The 12,714-nt window shown below is 71.9% G+C and carries 11 protein-coding genes and 1 riboswitch; of the genes, 4 read left to right on the forward strand and 7 right to left on the reverse strand.

The features are described 5' to 3' along the window. Positions 1-355: 355 nt before the first annotated feature. Positions 356-748, forward strand: a complete 393-nt coding sequence (locus PSU4_RS24260; RefSeq protein ID WP_147112932.1) for a cupin domain-containing protein — start codon at positions 356-358, stop codon at positions 746-748. Between the two features lie 151 nt (positions 749-899). Here the strand turns inward: PSU4_RS24260 and PSU4_RS24265 are convergent, their stop codons facing one another. Next, positions 900-1,451 carry a hypothetical protein gene (locus PSU4_RS24265; RefSeq protein ID WP_186817154.1) on the reverse strand — a complete coding sequence of 184 codons (552 nt, stop codon included), beginning with the start codon at positions 1,449-1,451 and terminating at the stop codon, positions 900-902. A gap of 419 nt (positions 1,452-1,870) precedes the next feature. After that, positions 1,871-1,985: riboswitch (SAM riboswitch) on the forward strand. Positions 1,986-2,029: 44 nt separating this feature from the next. Between PSU4_RS24265 and PSU4_RS24270 the strand changes: the two genes are divergently transcribed. Continuing rightward, the gene (locus tag PSU4_RS24270; RefSeq protein ID WP_373866096.1) at positions 2,030-3,427 is read left to right on the forward strand and encodes an aminotransferase class V-fold PLP-dependent enzyme; all 1,398 of its coding nucleotides are present in this window, start codon (positions 2,030-2,032) and stop codon (positions 3,425-3,427) included. Positions 3,428-3,763: 336 nt separating this feature from the next. Further along, a complete protein-coding gene (locus PSU4_RS24275) occupies positions 3,764-5,140 on the forward strand; it encodes an NAD(P)/FAD-dependent oxidoreductase (RefSeq protein WP_147112941.1) in 1,377 nt (458 codons plus the stop codon). Here the strand turns inward: PSU4_RS24275 and PSU4_RS24280 are convergent. The 5 genes from PSU4_RS24280 to PSU4_RS24300 all read right to left on the reverse strand — a co-directional run bounded on the left by PSU4_RS24280 (position 5,137) and on the right by PSU4_RS24300 (position 10,288). Further along, positions 5,137-5,724, reverse strand: coding sequence for a bifunctional nuclease family protein (locus tag PSU4_RS24280; RefSeq protein ID WP_246115315.1), 588 nt, complete (start codon positions 5,722-5,724; stop codon positions 5,137-5,139). The genes PSU4_RS24275 and PSU4_RS24280 overlap by 4 nt on opposite strands. Positions 5,725-5,907: 183 nt before the next feature. After that, entirely contained in the window at positions 5,908-7,857 is a 1,950-nt protein-coding gene (locus PSU4_RS24285; RefSeq protein WP_147112948.1) for a flavin-containing monooxygenase, read from the reverse strand. 95 nt (positions 7,858-7,952) lie between these two features. Continuing rightward, positions 7,953-8,729 carry an enoyl-CoA hydratase/isomerase family protein gene (locus PSU4_RS24290; protein WP_147112952.1) on the reverse strand — a complete coding sequence of 259 codons (777 nt, stop codon included), beginning with the start codon at positions 8,727-8,729 and terminating at the stop codon, positions 7,953-7,955. A 71-nt stretch (positions 8,730-8,800) separates the two neighbouring features. Further along, positions 8,801-9,535: an SDR family NAD(P)-dependent oxidoreductase gene (locus PSU4_RS24295; RefSeq protein ID WP_147112955.1), complete on the reverse strand. Its 735-nt coding sequence runs from the start codon at positions 9,533-9,535 to the stop codon at positions 8,801-8,803. Positions 9,536-9,538: 3 nt separating this feature from the next. Further along, on the reverse strand, positions 9,539-10,288 hold the full coding sequence (locus tag PSU4_RS24300) for an SDR family NAD(P)-dependent oxidoreductase (RefSeq protein ID WP_147112957.1): 750 nt from the start codon (positions 10,286-10,288) through the stop codon (positions 9,539-9,541). 137 nt (positions 10,289-10,425) lie between these two features. Here PSU4_RS24300 and PSU4_RS24305 point away from each other — a divergent pair, with 137 nt between their 5' ends. Next, on the forward strand, positions 10,426-11,121 hold the full coding sequence (locus PSU4_RS24305) for a TetR/AcrR family transcriptional regulator (protein ID WP_147112959.1): 696 nt from the start codon (positions 10,426-10,428) through the stop codon (positions 11,119-11,121). Here the strand turns inward: PSU4_RS24305 and PSU4_RS24310 are convergent. Beyond that, positions 11,102-12,619: an acyl-CoA synthetase gene (locus PSU4_RS24310; protein WP_147112962.1), complete on the reverse strand. Its 1,518-nt coding sequence runs from the start codon at positions 12,617-12,619 to the stop codon at positions 11,102-11,104. The two genes, PSU4_RS24305 and PSU4_RS24310, sit on opposite strands and share 20 nt — an antisense overlap. Positions 12,620-12,714: the final 95 nt, after the last annotated feature.

Genomic DNA, 12,714 nt, shown 5'->3' on the forward strand with positions numbered 1-12,714 from the left:
GAGAACACCGCTGCGACTCACCCTCGCCTCGAACCCGGCGAGACCGGAAAGACTCCACTGTTCTGCCGGTGAGAGCCCGCTCGCCCCGAGGATTTCCGCGCTGGGGCCCTGAAGTCGAACGGGCCCGGACGACATCGCTGGTGCGGGCGCGCACGCCGATGGCCGACAGGTGCCGTCAGCACAATAGGACTGTATAGTCTATTTGAAACGCGCACTCGCGCGGTGCGAGTCACGTCGGAGGGCGGGAGGAAACGCGCACTCGAGATGCGATTCACCGACCGCCGAGACGTCGGTCAGCACTCGAGAGGTCATCGGCGACAGCAAGAAGGAGCATGCAGTGCCCATTGTCAGCACTATGACGACGACGGACTTGTTGGACGTCGTGCCGCCGTTCATCACGCAGGGCTCGTCGGCGATGGTCCGACTCCTGGAGCTCCCGCCGGGCGATCCGGGTATTGCCCCTCACCGCCACTCCGGCCCCGTTTTCGGCTATGTGCTCGAGGGTGAAATACTTTTCGAGCTGGAAGGGGAGGCGCCCGGTCCGATCGAGGCCGGCCAGGCATTCTGGGAACCGGGCGGCGAGGTCATCCACTACACGATCGCCAATCTCCTTGCAGATCGAACGAGCCGCCTCGTCGTAGTCATGCTCTGCGCCCCCGGTGTGGAAATGATCACGATGGTCGGCGCCGAAGAACTCGCGGCCAAGGAAAGTCGACGGATTCGGCCACCCGACACATCGGGCGACTGAAATCGACACCGATTCGTCAGCGAGTCAGCTCGCATATCGGCCCACACGGTGACCACCGCGATGGCTGTCGTCGCGCCACGACCGATGCGGGTGTGGCGAGGATCGGCAGAACGACTGCCGCGCTCGACGCCACACCCGTCCCGAGAAACGACTATGCCCGGGGGTAACCTTCGGCGGCTTCGATCAAGGGCTTGGCGACGTCGAGGATCGGGACCAACTGGTTGTCGGCGCGGCCACGCCACACCCAGAGCAGCAGTTCGTCGTTCACGAAGCGCCATTCCGCGTGGATGTCGGCCTCCGCGCACCGCGCCGCGTTCTCGCTGGTCACGACGGCCCGTGCGAAGTCCTCGTCCTCGCCGACGAGGGTGAACATCTTCGACCACTTCTCGTGGTCGACATCGATGCTGGGGCCGGGGAGCTCGTCGCCGTGCCACTCCAACCACACGTTGCGTACCGCAGCCAGCGATGGCACCGGATGGTCGAGATCGACGACGCAGACGAGGAACCAGTGTGCGGAGTCGCGCTGGTAGCCGTTCTCCTCGACCGAGTCGCTCATGAGAAAGTAGGAGTACTCGAATGCCGTGACGGAGCGTCCGCGCAGCGCTCCGTGCACGACATTGCGGGCTCGTCGGAAACTCCCCACCCCGAAGGGGTAGGCGTCCCACTGGTGGACGAGCTTGCGTCGGCTGTGCTCGTGCTGCAAACCATGTTCCTCGGCGAACCGGATTGCGACTGCGTGGTCGTCCTGATGTTGCTTCGCTGCACCGTTACGACGGATCATGCCCACTCTTGCCTCCTCCCGCCGTCGCGAATCCACGCCTGCGGGATCTCTCCCGTCGCGCCTGCGGCGACACTTGTCGAATCGCTCCGATTCTGCCACGGCCCGCAACGGACAGAATGACCTCACCGTCTCGACCGGGTGCACATCGACCGAGTGTCGCCTTTGTCCCGATCGCCACCCGAATACCGAAGACCCGATATCGGTGGATGGTCCTCGAAAGTCCCGGACACTCGCTGGACGCGCTCGTCGAGGCAGACCGGGACCGACCCCGCCCCGGGTCGCACGACGTGACGGCCACCACTGTTGCGCGGGCCGCCGGCGGTCACCTACAGTCTTCGCCAGGTCAAGAGCGCCAGCGTCAAGCCCCGGCTCGCTGGCCGGCAACCCTCCTCCGCGGTGGGGTGCTCCGGGTGACGACCAGGCCGTCGCGACAACCGCGAACGGCAAGCGCGGACCCGCCGACGATGCCTCGGGTCCCTGTCCGGACCCGGAGGTCCGCTGTGCCCACGCTGCTCGCTGCCACCTGTACCACCGCCGCCCCCGCGCCGACCGCCCTCGCGCCGACCGGTGCCGCACTGCCGGCCGTCCTCGGCGCCGGTCTGCCCGTCCCGGTGGTCGACGGGACGACCGTCCCCCACGCCAACCTCGACCTCGCCGCCAGCGCCCCCGCGCTGCAGTGCGTCGCCGACCGGGTCGCCGCCCTGCTGCCCTACCACGCCAGCGTGCACCGCGGTGCCGGCTACGCCTCGCAGGTCTGCACCGCCGCCCTCGAGGCCGCCCGGCGCACCGTCGGCCGGTTCGTCGGGGCCCGCGCCGACGACGTCGTCGTCTTCACCCGCAACACCACCGACGCCCTGAACCTGCTGGCCGGTGCCGTCCCCGGCTCGGTGCTGTGCCTCGACGTGGAGCACCACGCCAACCTGCTCGCCTGGCGCGGCGGGCCGCACCGCATCCTGCGCGCCGCAGCGTCGGTCGACGCCACGCTCACCGACCTGCGCGACGCGCTCGCCGCCACCCCCACCGCGCTCGTCGCGGTGACCGGCGCCTCCAACGTCACCGGTGAGGTCCTCCCCCTGGCCGAGATCGCCCGGATCGCGCACGAGGCCGGCGCCCGCATCGTCGTCGACGCCGCCCAGCTGGCCCCGCACCGCCGCGTCGACATCGAGTCCGCCGGCATCGACTACGTCGCGCTGTCCGGCCACAAGCTGTACGCCCCCTTCGGTTGCGGTGCGCTGATCGGCCGTCGCGACTGGCTCGACGTCGCCACCCCCTACCTGGCGGGCGGCGGCGCCGTCCAGCGCGTCACCGCCGCGGGCAACGGCGCCGCGGCAGAGGTCAGCTGGGCCCCCGCGCCGCACCGCCACGAGGCCGGCACCCCCAACGTGCCCGGCGCCGTCGCGCTCGCCGCGGCCTGCGACGCCCTCGACGCCTGCTTCGACGACGCCGTCGCCCAGGAGCGTGCCCTGTCCGACCGGCTCGCCGCCGGGCTCGAGTCCTGCCCCGGGGTGCGGCCGCTGCGCATCTGGCACGACGCCGCCGACCGCGTCGGCGTCCACACCTTCGTCGTCGACGGCCACCCGGCCGGTCTCGTCGCCGCCTACCTGTCGGCCGAGCACGGCATCTCGGTGCGCGACGGCAAGTTCTGCGCGCACCCGCTGGTCGACCGGCTCACCGGCTGGGCCGAGGGCGCGGTCCGGGCGAGCCTGGGCCTGGGGACCACGCAGGCCGACGTCGACCGGCTCGTCACCGCCCTGCACGAGCTCGTCGAGAACGGGCCGCGGTGGACCTACGAGTGCGTCGACGGCCGCTGGGTGCCGGTCGACGACCCCCGCGACCTCGACCCGCTGGGCCTGGGCGGCACCGCCACCGGCACCGGTCACGGCGGCTGCGGCCACTGACCCTCCCGGTCGAGAACTGCGCGCAACCTCGGCGTCGTCCGGGCGGCCCGCCGTAGCCGTGTGGTTGCGCGCCACAAGACCGCGCGCAACCACACGGTCGTGTTCGCGGCCCGGAACAGCAGTGAGGTTGCGCCCGGTGGTTCTCGCGTCCGCGGCGACGCGCACTTCCTTGCCCGACGACGACCACGCCGCCGACCTCGGCGCCCGGCTGCAGGAATGGTCCACCCCGTGTCGGGTAGCCGCCCGCCGACCGGGATCCCCGACGGCTCGACGTGTCGCCCCAGCCGGAGCAGCATCGTCACCGCGAGCGGATCCGACGGCGACGCGGAGGGGCGCATGACGCAGAACACGCAGGGCACGGCGGCAACCGGGGGACGTGGGACGGGCGGGAGGCCACGGGTCGTCGTCATCGGCGGCGGGTTCGCCGGGTTCGCCACCGCGAAGAAGCTGACGAAACTCCTGCCGCATGCGGAGGTCGTCGTCATCAGCGCGACCGACTACTTCCTCTACCTGCCGCTGCTGCCCGAGGTCGCGACGGGCGTGCTCGACCCCCGCCGGGTCGCCGTCCCCCTCGCGACCGCGCTACCGGGGGCCGACGTCGTCCTCGGCACCGTCGACGCCATCGACCTCGACGGGCACACCGTCGGCTGGACCGACCCCGAGGGCGGGCGCGGCGAGACGACGTGGGACCGCCTCGTCATCGCGGCGGGCAGCGTCAACCGGCTGCTGCCGATCCCCGGGGTCGCCGAGCACGCCCACGGGTTCCGCGGCGTCGCCGAGGCCGTCTACCTACGTGACCACATCGTCCGCCAGCTCGACCTCGCCGCCGCGTCCCACGACACCGACGAACGCGACGCCCGCTGCACGTTCGTCGTCGTCGGAGCCGGATACACCGGCACCGAGGTCGCCGCCCAGGGCGTGCTGTTCACCGACCAGCTCCGCCAGGCCCACCGCTCGTTGCGCGACCAGCGGGTCCGCTGGCTGCTGCTCGACCTCGCGCCCCGCGTGCTGCCCGAGCTCGCGACGAAACTGTCCACGACCGCCGACGAGGTGCTGCGCAGCCGCGGCGTCGAGGTGCTGACGGGCACGTCGATCGAGGAGGCCCACGCCCGCGGGGTGCGGCTCACCACCGGCGAGGAGCTGCCGACCCGCACGATCGTCTGGTGCGTGGGGGTGCGGCCCGACCCGATCGTCGAGGGTCTCGACCTGGCCACCGAGAAGGGCCGGCTGTGCGTCGACGACCACCTGCGCGTCCCCGGCCACCCCGACGTCCTCGCCTGCGGCGACATCGCCGCCGTCCCCGACCGGACCCGGCCGGGGCAGCTGACGGCGATGACCGCGCAGCACGCGCAACGCCAGGGCACGCTCGCCGCCGACAACGTGGCTGCGTCGCTCGGCGTCGGCGAGGCCCGCCCCTACTCCCACCACGACCTCGGGTTCGTCGTCGAGCTCGGCGGCCGCGACGCCGCGGCCAACCCGCTGGGCATCCCGCTGTCGGGGCTCCTCGCCAGCGCCGTCACCCGCGGCTACCACCTGATCGCCATGCCGGGCAACAGGATCCGCGTCGTCGTCGACTGGCTGCTCGACGCCGTGCTGCGCCGGCCCGCCGCCCAGCTGGGCCTGGTGCGCGGCAACGCCGTCCCGCTGGCGACGTGCCCCGCCGACGGGCACACCGTCGACGGCCGCGAGCCGGTCGCGAAGGGTGCGGGCTAGGGTTTCGCCTTCCCCCCGCCGGGGTCGTCGCCGCCGAAGTCGTCCGGGGTCGCGGTGTCGAGGAACCGGCGCAGCTCCTCGACCTCCGCGGCCTCGTCGATGGGCCCGCCCGCCGCGGCGGGGGGCGCGTCGGGGTCGTCGGGTTCGGACACCTCGGCCCCGGGGTCGTCGGGGTCGCCGGAACCGGTGAGGTCGAGCAGCTGCACGGGCGCGGCACCCGCCTCCAGGACGTCCTCCTCCGCCTCGATCGGGATGCCGTCGTGCACCGCCAGTGCGACCGCGTCGGTGAGCCGCGACGACACCCGGGTGTCGTCGTCGAACTGCAGTTCAGCGTGGTAGATGCCGTCGCGCAGGGCCGTGATCCGGACCCGTTGCAAGCGCCGGCCGAGCGCGGCGACGACGTTGCGGATCAGGTCGTGGGTCTGCGGCCGCGGCGGGTCGACGCCCTGGCGCTGCAGCTCGATCGCCGCCGCCTCCGGGAGCCCGATCAGCACCGGGAGCTGTCTGCGTGGCTCCGGTACCTCCCGCAGCAGGAGCACCGGTTGGGTGCCCGCCGGGTCCATCCCCACCGCCACGACCGTCATCTCCGGCACGCTCTCGCCTCCCCCATCACGACCTGGCGACACCGACGAGTACCCGCGCCCGCCCGGTTCGACGCGGCGTTCCCGTCCCCAGTGTGCTCCTGTCGGCGCCCGGCGGCTCGGGTCACCGGCGGGCGCTGCTGACCCCCTGTGAGTGGCGATAGTCGCTATAGCGACTATCGCCACTCACAGGGGTGCGGGGACCGGGGTCGTCTCGAACTCGGACAGGTCGGGTTCGCGGGTCATCTCCCAGTAGTCGACGAGCCGCCAGGGACTGTTGGTGACGACGCGGCCCGCGGCGTTGCGATACCAGTTCGTCATGCCCGGGTGGGTCCAGACCAGCTCGGCGTGGGCCTCGTCGACGCGGCGGTTGTAGTCGTCGCACACCTCGGGCCGCACCTCGACGGTCCCGATCTTCCCCTCGACCATCTTCACCAGCATCTTCGTGATGTAGGAGACCTGGCACTCGGTGTGGAAGATGACGCTGCCGCCGTGGCCGAGGTTGGTGTTGGGGCCGTAGACGAGGAACAGGTTGGGGAAGTCGGGGACGGTGATGCCCAGGTGGGCGTGGGCGTCGTCGTCACCCCAGATCTCGCGCAGTGAGCGTCCGGAGCGGCCGCGGATGTCCATGGGTGAGAGCATCCGGCGGCTCTGGAAGCCGGTGGCCATGACGAGGACGTCGAGGTCGACGCGGGACCCGTCGGCGAGGACCACGCCTTTCTCGTCGACGGCGGTCACCTTCTCGGTGACGAGGTCGACGTCGTCACGGCGCAGGGCGGCGAACCAGCCGTTGTCGATGAGCATCCGCTTGCCGTAGGGCGGGTAGGTCGGCAGCACCTTGTCGAGGAGCCGGTCCTCGTGGCCGGCGATCTCCTTCTGCAGGTGCTGGACGAAGAAGCTGCGGTGCCGGTCGTTGACGGCGTTGACGGCGCGGTCGGGGTGTTCCCACTCGGGGTCGCGGCGCAGGGTGGCGTGCAGCTTGTCCTGGTAGATCCACATGAGCCGGAGCCGGTACCAGGAGGCGTACCAGGGCACCTGTTCCATGAGCAGCCGGGTCTGCGGGGTGAGCTCGCGGTGGTAGTTGCCGTTGGGGATGGTCCACTGGGGTGAGCGTTGGAAGATCGTGAGGCGCGACGGTGCGCCCGCGATGGTCGGGACGATCTGCATGGCGCTGGCCCCGGTGCCGACGACACCGACCCGTTTGCCCGCGAGGTCCACCGAGGAGTCCCAGCGGGCGGAGTGGAACATCGGTCCGGCGAAGGTGTCGAGGCCGGGCAGGGCCGGGTAGGCGGGCCGGTTGAGCTGGCCGACGGCGCTGATGAGCACGTCGGCGACGATCTCCTCGACGGGGGCGTCGGGGTCGGCGGCCGGGCGCACCCCGATCCGCCAGACGGACTCGTCGGTGTCCCAGCGGGCGGCGACGAGCTCGGTGCCGAACCGTACGTGCGGCAGCATTCCGTGGGTGCGGGCGACGTCCTGCAGGTAGCCGAGGATCTCGGGTTGCTTGGCGAAGTAGCGCGACCAGTCGGGTTTCTGCGCCCAGGAGAAGGAGTAGAGCGCGCTGGCGGTGTCGACGCCGGCGCCCGGGTAGCCGTTCTCCAGCCAGATGCCGCCGACGGCGTCGTGACGTTCGATGACGGTGTAGTCGATGCCGAGCTCGCCGAGCTTGACGGCGGTGCAGATGCCGCCCTCCCCCGCGCCGACGACGACGACGCGCAGGTCGTCGCGGTGGGCGGGGGGTTGGGCGGTCCAGTGGGCGTCGCGGTCGGCGAGGCCGGCCTCCTCGGCCATGGAGATGTCGTACTCGGGCGGCACGTTCTCGCCGCAGGAGATGCCGACGCGGGCGGCGACGTCGTCGACGGGTGGCGGGTCGGCGAGGGTGACCCGGCCGTCGCGCCAGGCGCGCAGGAACGCGAACGCCTCGTCGCGGACGTGGGCCTGCAGTTCTTCGGGGAACCCGGCGGTGTCGTTGTCGTCGGTGGCGATCGAGCGGCTGGGCAGGTAGGGCTCGGCGAGCCAGGCCCGGTCCCCGGTGAGGTGGGCGAGCACCAGCAGCAGGGTCGGGATGTTGGCCGAGTCGAGTGCCTCACGGAGGCTGTCGTCGCCGGCGGTCATCCGGATCTGGTGGGGGTCCATCGCGCTCTCCGTCTCCGACGTCAGGCCGGAACGAGTTTTGTGTAACGATCGGTCTACGAAACAGGGTAGGGCGGGGACGGCGTGACCGCCAGCGTTCACCTGCCCTTGTAGACGGGCTCACGTTTCTCGGCGAACGCCCGCGGGCCCTCGGCGGCGTCCTCGGTGCGCATGCACTCGGCCAGCAGCCGCTGCTCGGCGAGCAGCCCGGCGGCCAGACCCTCGCGCAGCCCGGTGTGGATGGCCTCCTTCGCCGCCCGCACCGCGACGGGCCCGCGGGAGGCGATCACCGCCGCGACCCGATGAGTCTCCGCGAGCAGGTCGTCGGGTGCGACGATGCGGTTGACCAGGCCGTGGCGCAGCGCGGCGTCGGCGTCGATGGGGTCGCCGGTCAGGATCATCTCGGTGGCGACGCCGACGGGCACCGCGCGCGGGAGCCGCTGCGTCCCACCGGCTCCGGGGATGATGGCCCAGCGCACCTCGGCGAGCCCGAACGTCGCCTGCGGCACGCAGATCCGGAAGTCGCAGGCGAGCGCGAGCTCCAGGCCGCCCGCGAGGGCGTGCCCGTTGACGGCGGCGATCATGGGCTTGCCCACCTCGGCCACCATCGTCATGCCGCCCAAGACCCAGGGCTCGGCGGTGTCGTCGAGGACGGTCTCGCGCACGACGGGGATGAGCTTCTTGAGGTCGGCGCCCGCGCTGAACGAGTTCCCGACGCCGGTCAGGACGGCGCAGCGCAGCGCGTCGTCGGCCTGGAACCGCTGGTAGGCCTCGGCCAGCAGCGTGTTGTGCTCGGGATCGAGGCTGTTGCGGGCCTCGGGACGGTTGATGGTGATCGTCGCGACGGCGCCGTCGACGTCGAAGTCGATGCTCATGGGGTTCGCCCTTCCTCGATCGGGGTCGTGAGTGGCAATAGTCGCGATAGCGACTATTGCCACTCACAGGGTCAGGGGGCCGCGTAGCCGCCGTCGACGACGATCGCAGCTCCGGTGGTCCAGCGTGACTCCTCGCCGGCGAGGTAGGCGAAGGCGCCTGCGAGGTCGTCGGGGGTGCCGAAGCCCAGCGGGTGCTTCGCCTCCAGCGCGGCCATCGCCTCGCGCGGGATCTTCTCGGACATGCCCGAGGTGAAGGCCCCGGGACAGACGCAGTTGACCCGGATCCGTTCCTTCGCGTACTCGACGGCCGCGACCTTGGTCAGGTGCACGACGGCGGCCTTGGTCGCGCAGTAGGGCGCCGCGTGGGCCCAGGCCGTGAGGCCCGCGACCGAGGCCGTGTTGATGATCGAGCCACCGCCGGCCTTGCGCATGACCCGGATCGCGGCGGTCATCCCGTGGACGACGCCCATCAGGTTGACGCGCAACTGCAGGTCCCAGTCGGCGGCGGTGAGGTTGTGGATGCGGGCGTTGGGGGCGATGACGCCGGCGTTGTTGACCATGACGTGCAGCCCGCCGAACTTCTCGACCGCGGCGGCGACGGCGGCGTCGACCTGGGCGGCGTCGCCGACGTCGACGACCCTGGTGAGGACCGGCACGTCCAGGGACTGCGCCACCGCCGCCAGGCCTGGGCCGGACAGGTCGCACAGGACCAGCGCCGTGCCGGGCTCGGCGAGCCGTCGCGCGACGGCGGCACCGAGCCCGCCCGCGGCACCGGTGACCAGGACGACCCGGTCGGGAACGGCCACCGCTCAGTCCTGCAGGAGCAGGCCGCCGTCGACCGACAGCACCTTGCCCGTCAGGAAGTTCGAGCCCTGCCCGGCGAGGTAGACCACGGCCTCGGCCATGTCCTCGGGCTCGGCGAAGCGGCCCAGCGGCCAGTCCGACTCCCGGTAGCCGCGCCCCTTGATCATCTCGGTGGCGACGGCACCGGGCGCGATGCCGTTGACCAGCACGCCGCGGGAGGCACCGTACTTGGCGAACCACCGCACCATCGCGTGGACCGCGCCCTTGCTCGCGGCGTACTGCGGGCCGGCCAGTACGCCGCCGACCTTGCCCGCGATCGACCCGATGCACACGACCTTCCCGCCGCCGTCCTCCAGCGCGGCCCACGCGGCCTGCACGCTCAGGTAGGTGCCCTTGGCGTTGATCGCGTAGACGCGGTCGAACTCGTCGCCGTCGACGTCGAGCGCGCCCTCGCCGTAGACACCCGCGCACGTGACCAGGACGTCGAGGCGCCCGAGGCCGTCGACGGCGGCCGCGACGAGCGCGGCGTTGTCGGCGGTGCTGGTGACGTCGGTGCGTAGGCCGGTGGCCCGCCGGCCCAGGGCCTGCACCTTCTTCACGGTCTCGTCGGTGTCTAGCATGTCGCCGACGACGACGTCGGCGCCCTCCCTGGCCAGCGCGAGCGCGGTCGCCTGCCCGATGCCGCGGGCGCCGCCGGTGACGATCGCGACCTGACCGGTGAGGTCGACCGCTGCGCTGATCCCGTTCTGTGCCATCCCTGTGGTCACCTTCCTGCAACTGACGGTGCGCGAGTTCGCGCATGACATCTCGGCTGTCGGAGCGGCCGCGTAGGATCGCCGACGCGGGCGCGCCGCGCTCGTGGCACGTCAGGGGGGACCGGTAGCGAGGAGCGATGCCCCGACCACCAGGCCATGGCTCGGGCTTCGAGCCGCGGCGCCGGGAGATCATCGACACCGCCGCCGAGCTGTTCGCCCGTCGTGGCTACGCCGCGACCGGGATCACCGAGATCTGCGAGGCCGTGGGCCTGGCCCGCGGCGCGCTGTACTACTACATCGGCAGCAAGGAACAGCTGCTCGTCGAGATCCAGTCGGCGGTGATGGTCCCGCTGCTGGCCACGGCCGACGCGGTCGCGGCGCTCGACGTGCGCCCGGTCGTGCGGCTGCGGCTGCTCTCGGAGCTGCTGCTGGAGCAGATCGTGCAGCGGCTCGACCACATCTGGGTCTACGAGCACGACTACCGGCAGCTGTCGGCGGAGAACCAGGCCACGCTGGTGGCGCAGCGGCACGCGTTCGAGGACGTCGTCGCGCAGCTGCTGGCCGCGGCCGTCGAGGCGGGCGAGTTCCGCGAGATGGACGTGCACCTCGGCATGCTGCAGTTCCTGAACATGCACAACCACACCTACCAATGGGTCCGCCCGACGGGACGGTGGGACGTGGCGCACCTGTCGCAGCAGTACTGCGCGACGCTGTTCCGCGGGTTCGCCGCACCCGGGTACGACCCGTCGACGGTCGAGGACGAGACGGCGCGGTACCGCGCGGCGCACCCGGACCTGCCGCGGCTGTCCATGGTCACCGCAGCTCCCGCTTGAGTACCTTGCCCGACGGGGTGCGGGGCAGCTCGTCGAGGAAGTCGACGGCGACGGGCACCTTGAACTTGGCGAGGCGCTCGCGGCAGAACGCGCGGATCGCCTCGGCGTCGGCCCGCTCCCCCGGGCGCAGCACCACGACCGCGCGCGGCACCTCGCCCCAGCGTTCGTGGGGCATGCCGACGACGGCGGCCTCCAGCACGGCGGGGTGCTCGTAGAGGACGCGTTCGACCTCCGGGGTCGCGATGTTCTCGCCACCGGAGATGATCATGTCCTTGAGCCGGTCCTCGACGTAGAGGAAACCGTCGGCGTCGAGGCGCCCGACGTCGCCGGTGTGGAACCAGCCGTCGCGGATGGCCCGCGCGGTCGCCTCGTCGTCGCGCCAGTAGCCGCCGAACACCTTGGGCCCGCGCAGCGCGATCTCCCCCACCTCGCCCACGGCGACGTCGGCGCCCTGCTCGTCGACGATCCGGACCTCGACGTGCGGGATGGGCCGTCCGACCGAACCGATCTTGGAGAGGCTGTGCTCGCGGTCGAGGAAGGTGTCGCCGGAGACGGTCTCGGTGAGGCCGTAGGCGTCGGCGAACCAGGTGTTGGGGAAGGCGCCGAGGATGCGCCGCACCACCGGTTCGGGCATCTTCTCGCCGCCGCCGATGATGCAGCGCACCGACGACGTGTCCCTGTCGGCGAGGTCGGGGACCTGCAGGACGGCGTTCATCATCGCGGGCGCGAGCCAGACGACGGTGACCTTCTCGCGCTCGATCGCGTCGAGGACGCCGGCGGCGTCGAAGGAACGCAGCAGCACGAGCCGCGCGCCCATGTGGAAGGCGGCGAGGCCGGGCAGGTCGAGGCCGCCGCAGTGGTAGAGCGGTCCGCAGACCAGCACGGTGTCGTCGGCGGTGAGCCCGAGCTCGACGATCAGGCCGAGGTTCTTCCACGCGACGTTGCCGTGGGTGATGCGCACGCCCTTGGGCCGTGACGTGGTGCCGGAGGTGTACATGAGCCGGGCGAGGGTGTCCTGGTCGTCGACGACGCCGGGCGGGACCGGTGCGGCGGCGGCGCCGTCGGCGGCCAGTGTCTCGAACGCCGTCCATCCGCTCGGGGCGTCGGCACCGAGCAACACCTTGTGCCGCACCGTCGGCAGCTGCGGGGCGAGGCCGTCGACGCGCTCGGCGAACTCGTCCTCGGTGACGATCACGACGGTGCCGGCGTTGTCGAGGATGTAGCGCCACTCGTCGGGGGCGAGCCGGTAGTTCAGCGGGAGGACCACGGCGCCGAGGCGGCCGGCGGCGAGCACCGTCTCCAGGAACTCGACGTGGTTGTAGAGCAGCAGCGCGACGACCTCGCCGCGCTGCACCCCGAGGGCGGCCAGCCCGGCGGCGACGGCGTCGACCCGGTCGCGCAGCCCGGCCGCGGGAATCCGCCGGTCGCCCTGGACCAGCACCTCGCGGTCGGGACGACGTGCGACGTGGTGGTCGAGCACGCGGGCGAGATCGAACACGGACGGAGCTCCTCGTCGAGTTGATTCCTGTACCGGCCCCACCGGTCCCCGACATGGAGACGCGGGGCCGGCCGACGTCGTTGTCGGCCGGCCCC

The organism is Pseudonocardia sulfidoxydans NBRC 16205, assembly GCF_007989085.1.
GTDB classification, from domain to species: domain Bacteria; phylum Actinomycetota; class Actinomycetes; order Mycobacteriales; family Pseudonocardiaceae; genus Pseudonocardia; species Pseudonocardia sulfidoxydans.

Bases quoted from the DNA above. Each gene is read 5' to 3' on its own strand.
- PSU4_RS24305 (WP_147112959.1), top strand. From the start codon at position 10,426: ATGCCCCGACCACCAGGCCATGGCTCGGGCTTCGAGCCGCGGCGCCGG.
- PSU4_RS24260 (WP_147112932.1), top strand. From the start codon at position 356: ATGACGACGACGGACTTGTTGGACGTCGTGCCGCCGTTCATCACGCAG.
- PSU4_RS24300 (WP_147112957.1), bottom strand. From the start codon at position 10,288: ATGGCACAGAACGGGATCAGCGCAGCGGTCGACCTCACCGGTCAGGTC.
- PSU4_RS24285 (WP_147112948.1), bottom strand. From the start codon at position 7,857: ATGGACCCCCACCAGATCCGGATGACCGCCGGCGACGACAGCCTCCGT.
- PSU4_RS24280 (WP_246115315.1), bottom strand. From the start codon at position 5,724: ATGACGGTCGTGGCGGTGGGGATGGACCCGGCGGGCACCCAACCGGTG.
- PSU4_RS24275 (WP_147112941.1), top strand. From the start codon at position 3,764: ATGACGCAGAACACGCAGGGCACGGCGGCAACCGGGGGACGTGGGACG.
- PSU4_RS24290 (WP_147112952.1), bottom strand. From the start codon at position 8,729: ATGAGCATCGACTTCGACGTCGACGGCGCCGTCGCGACGATCACCATC.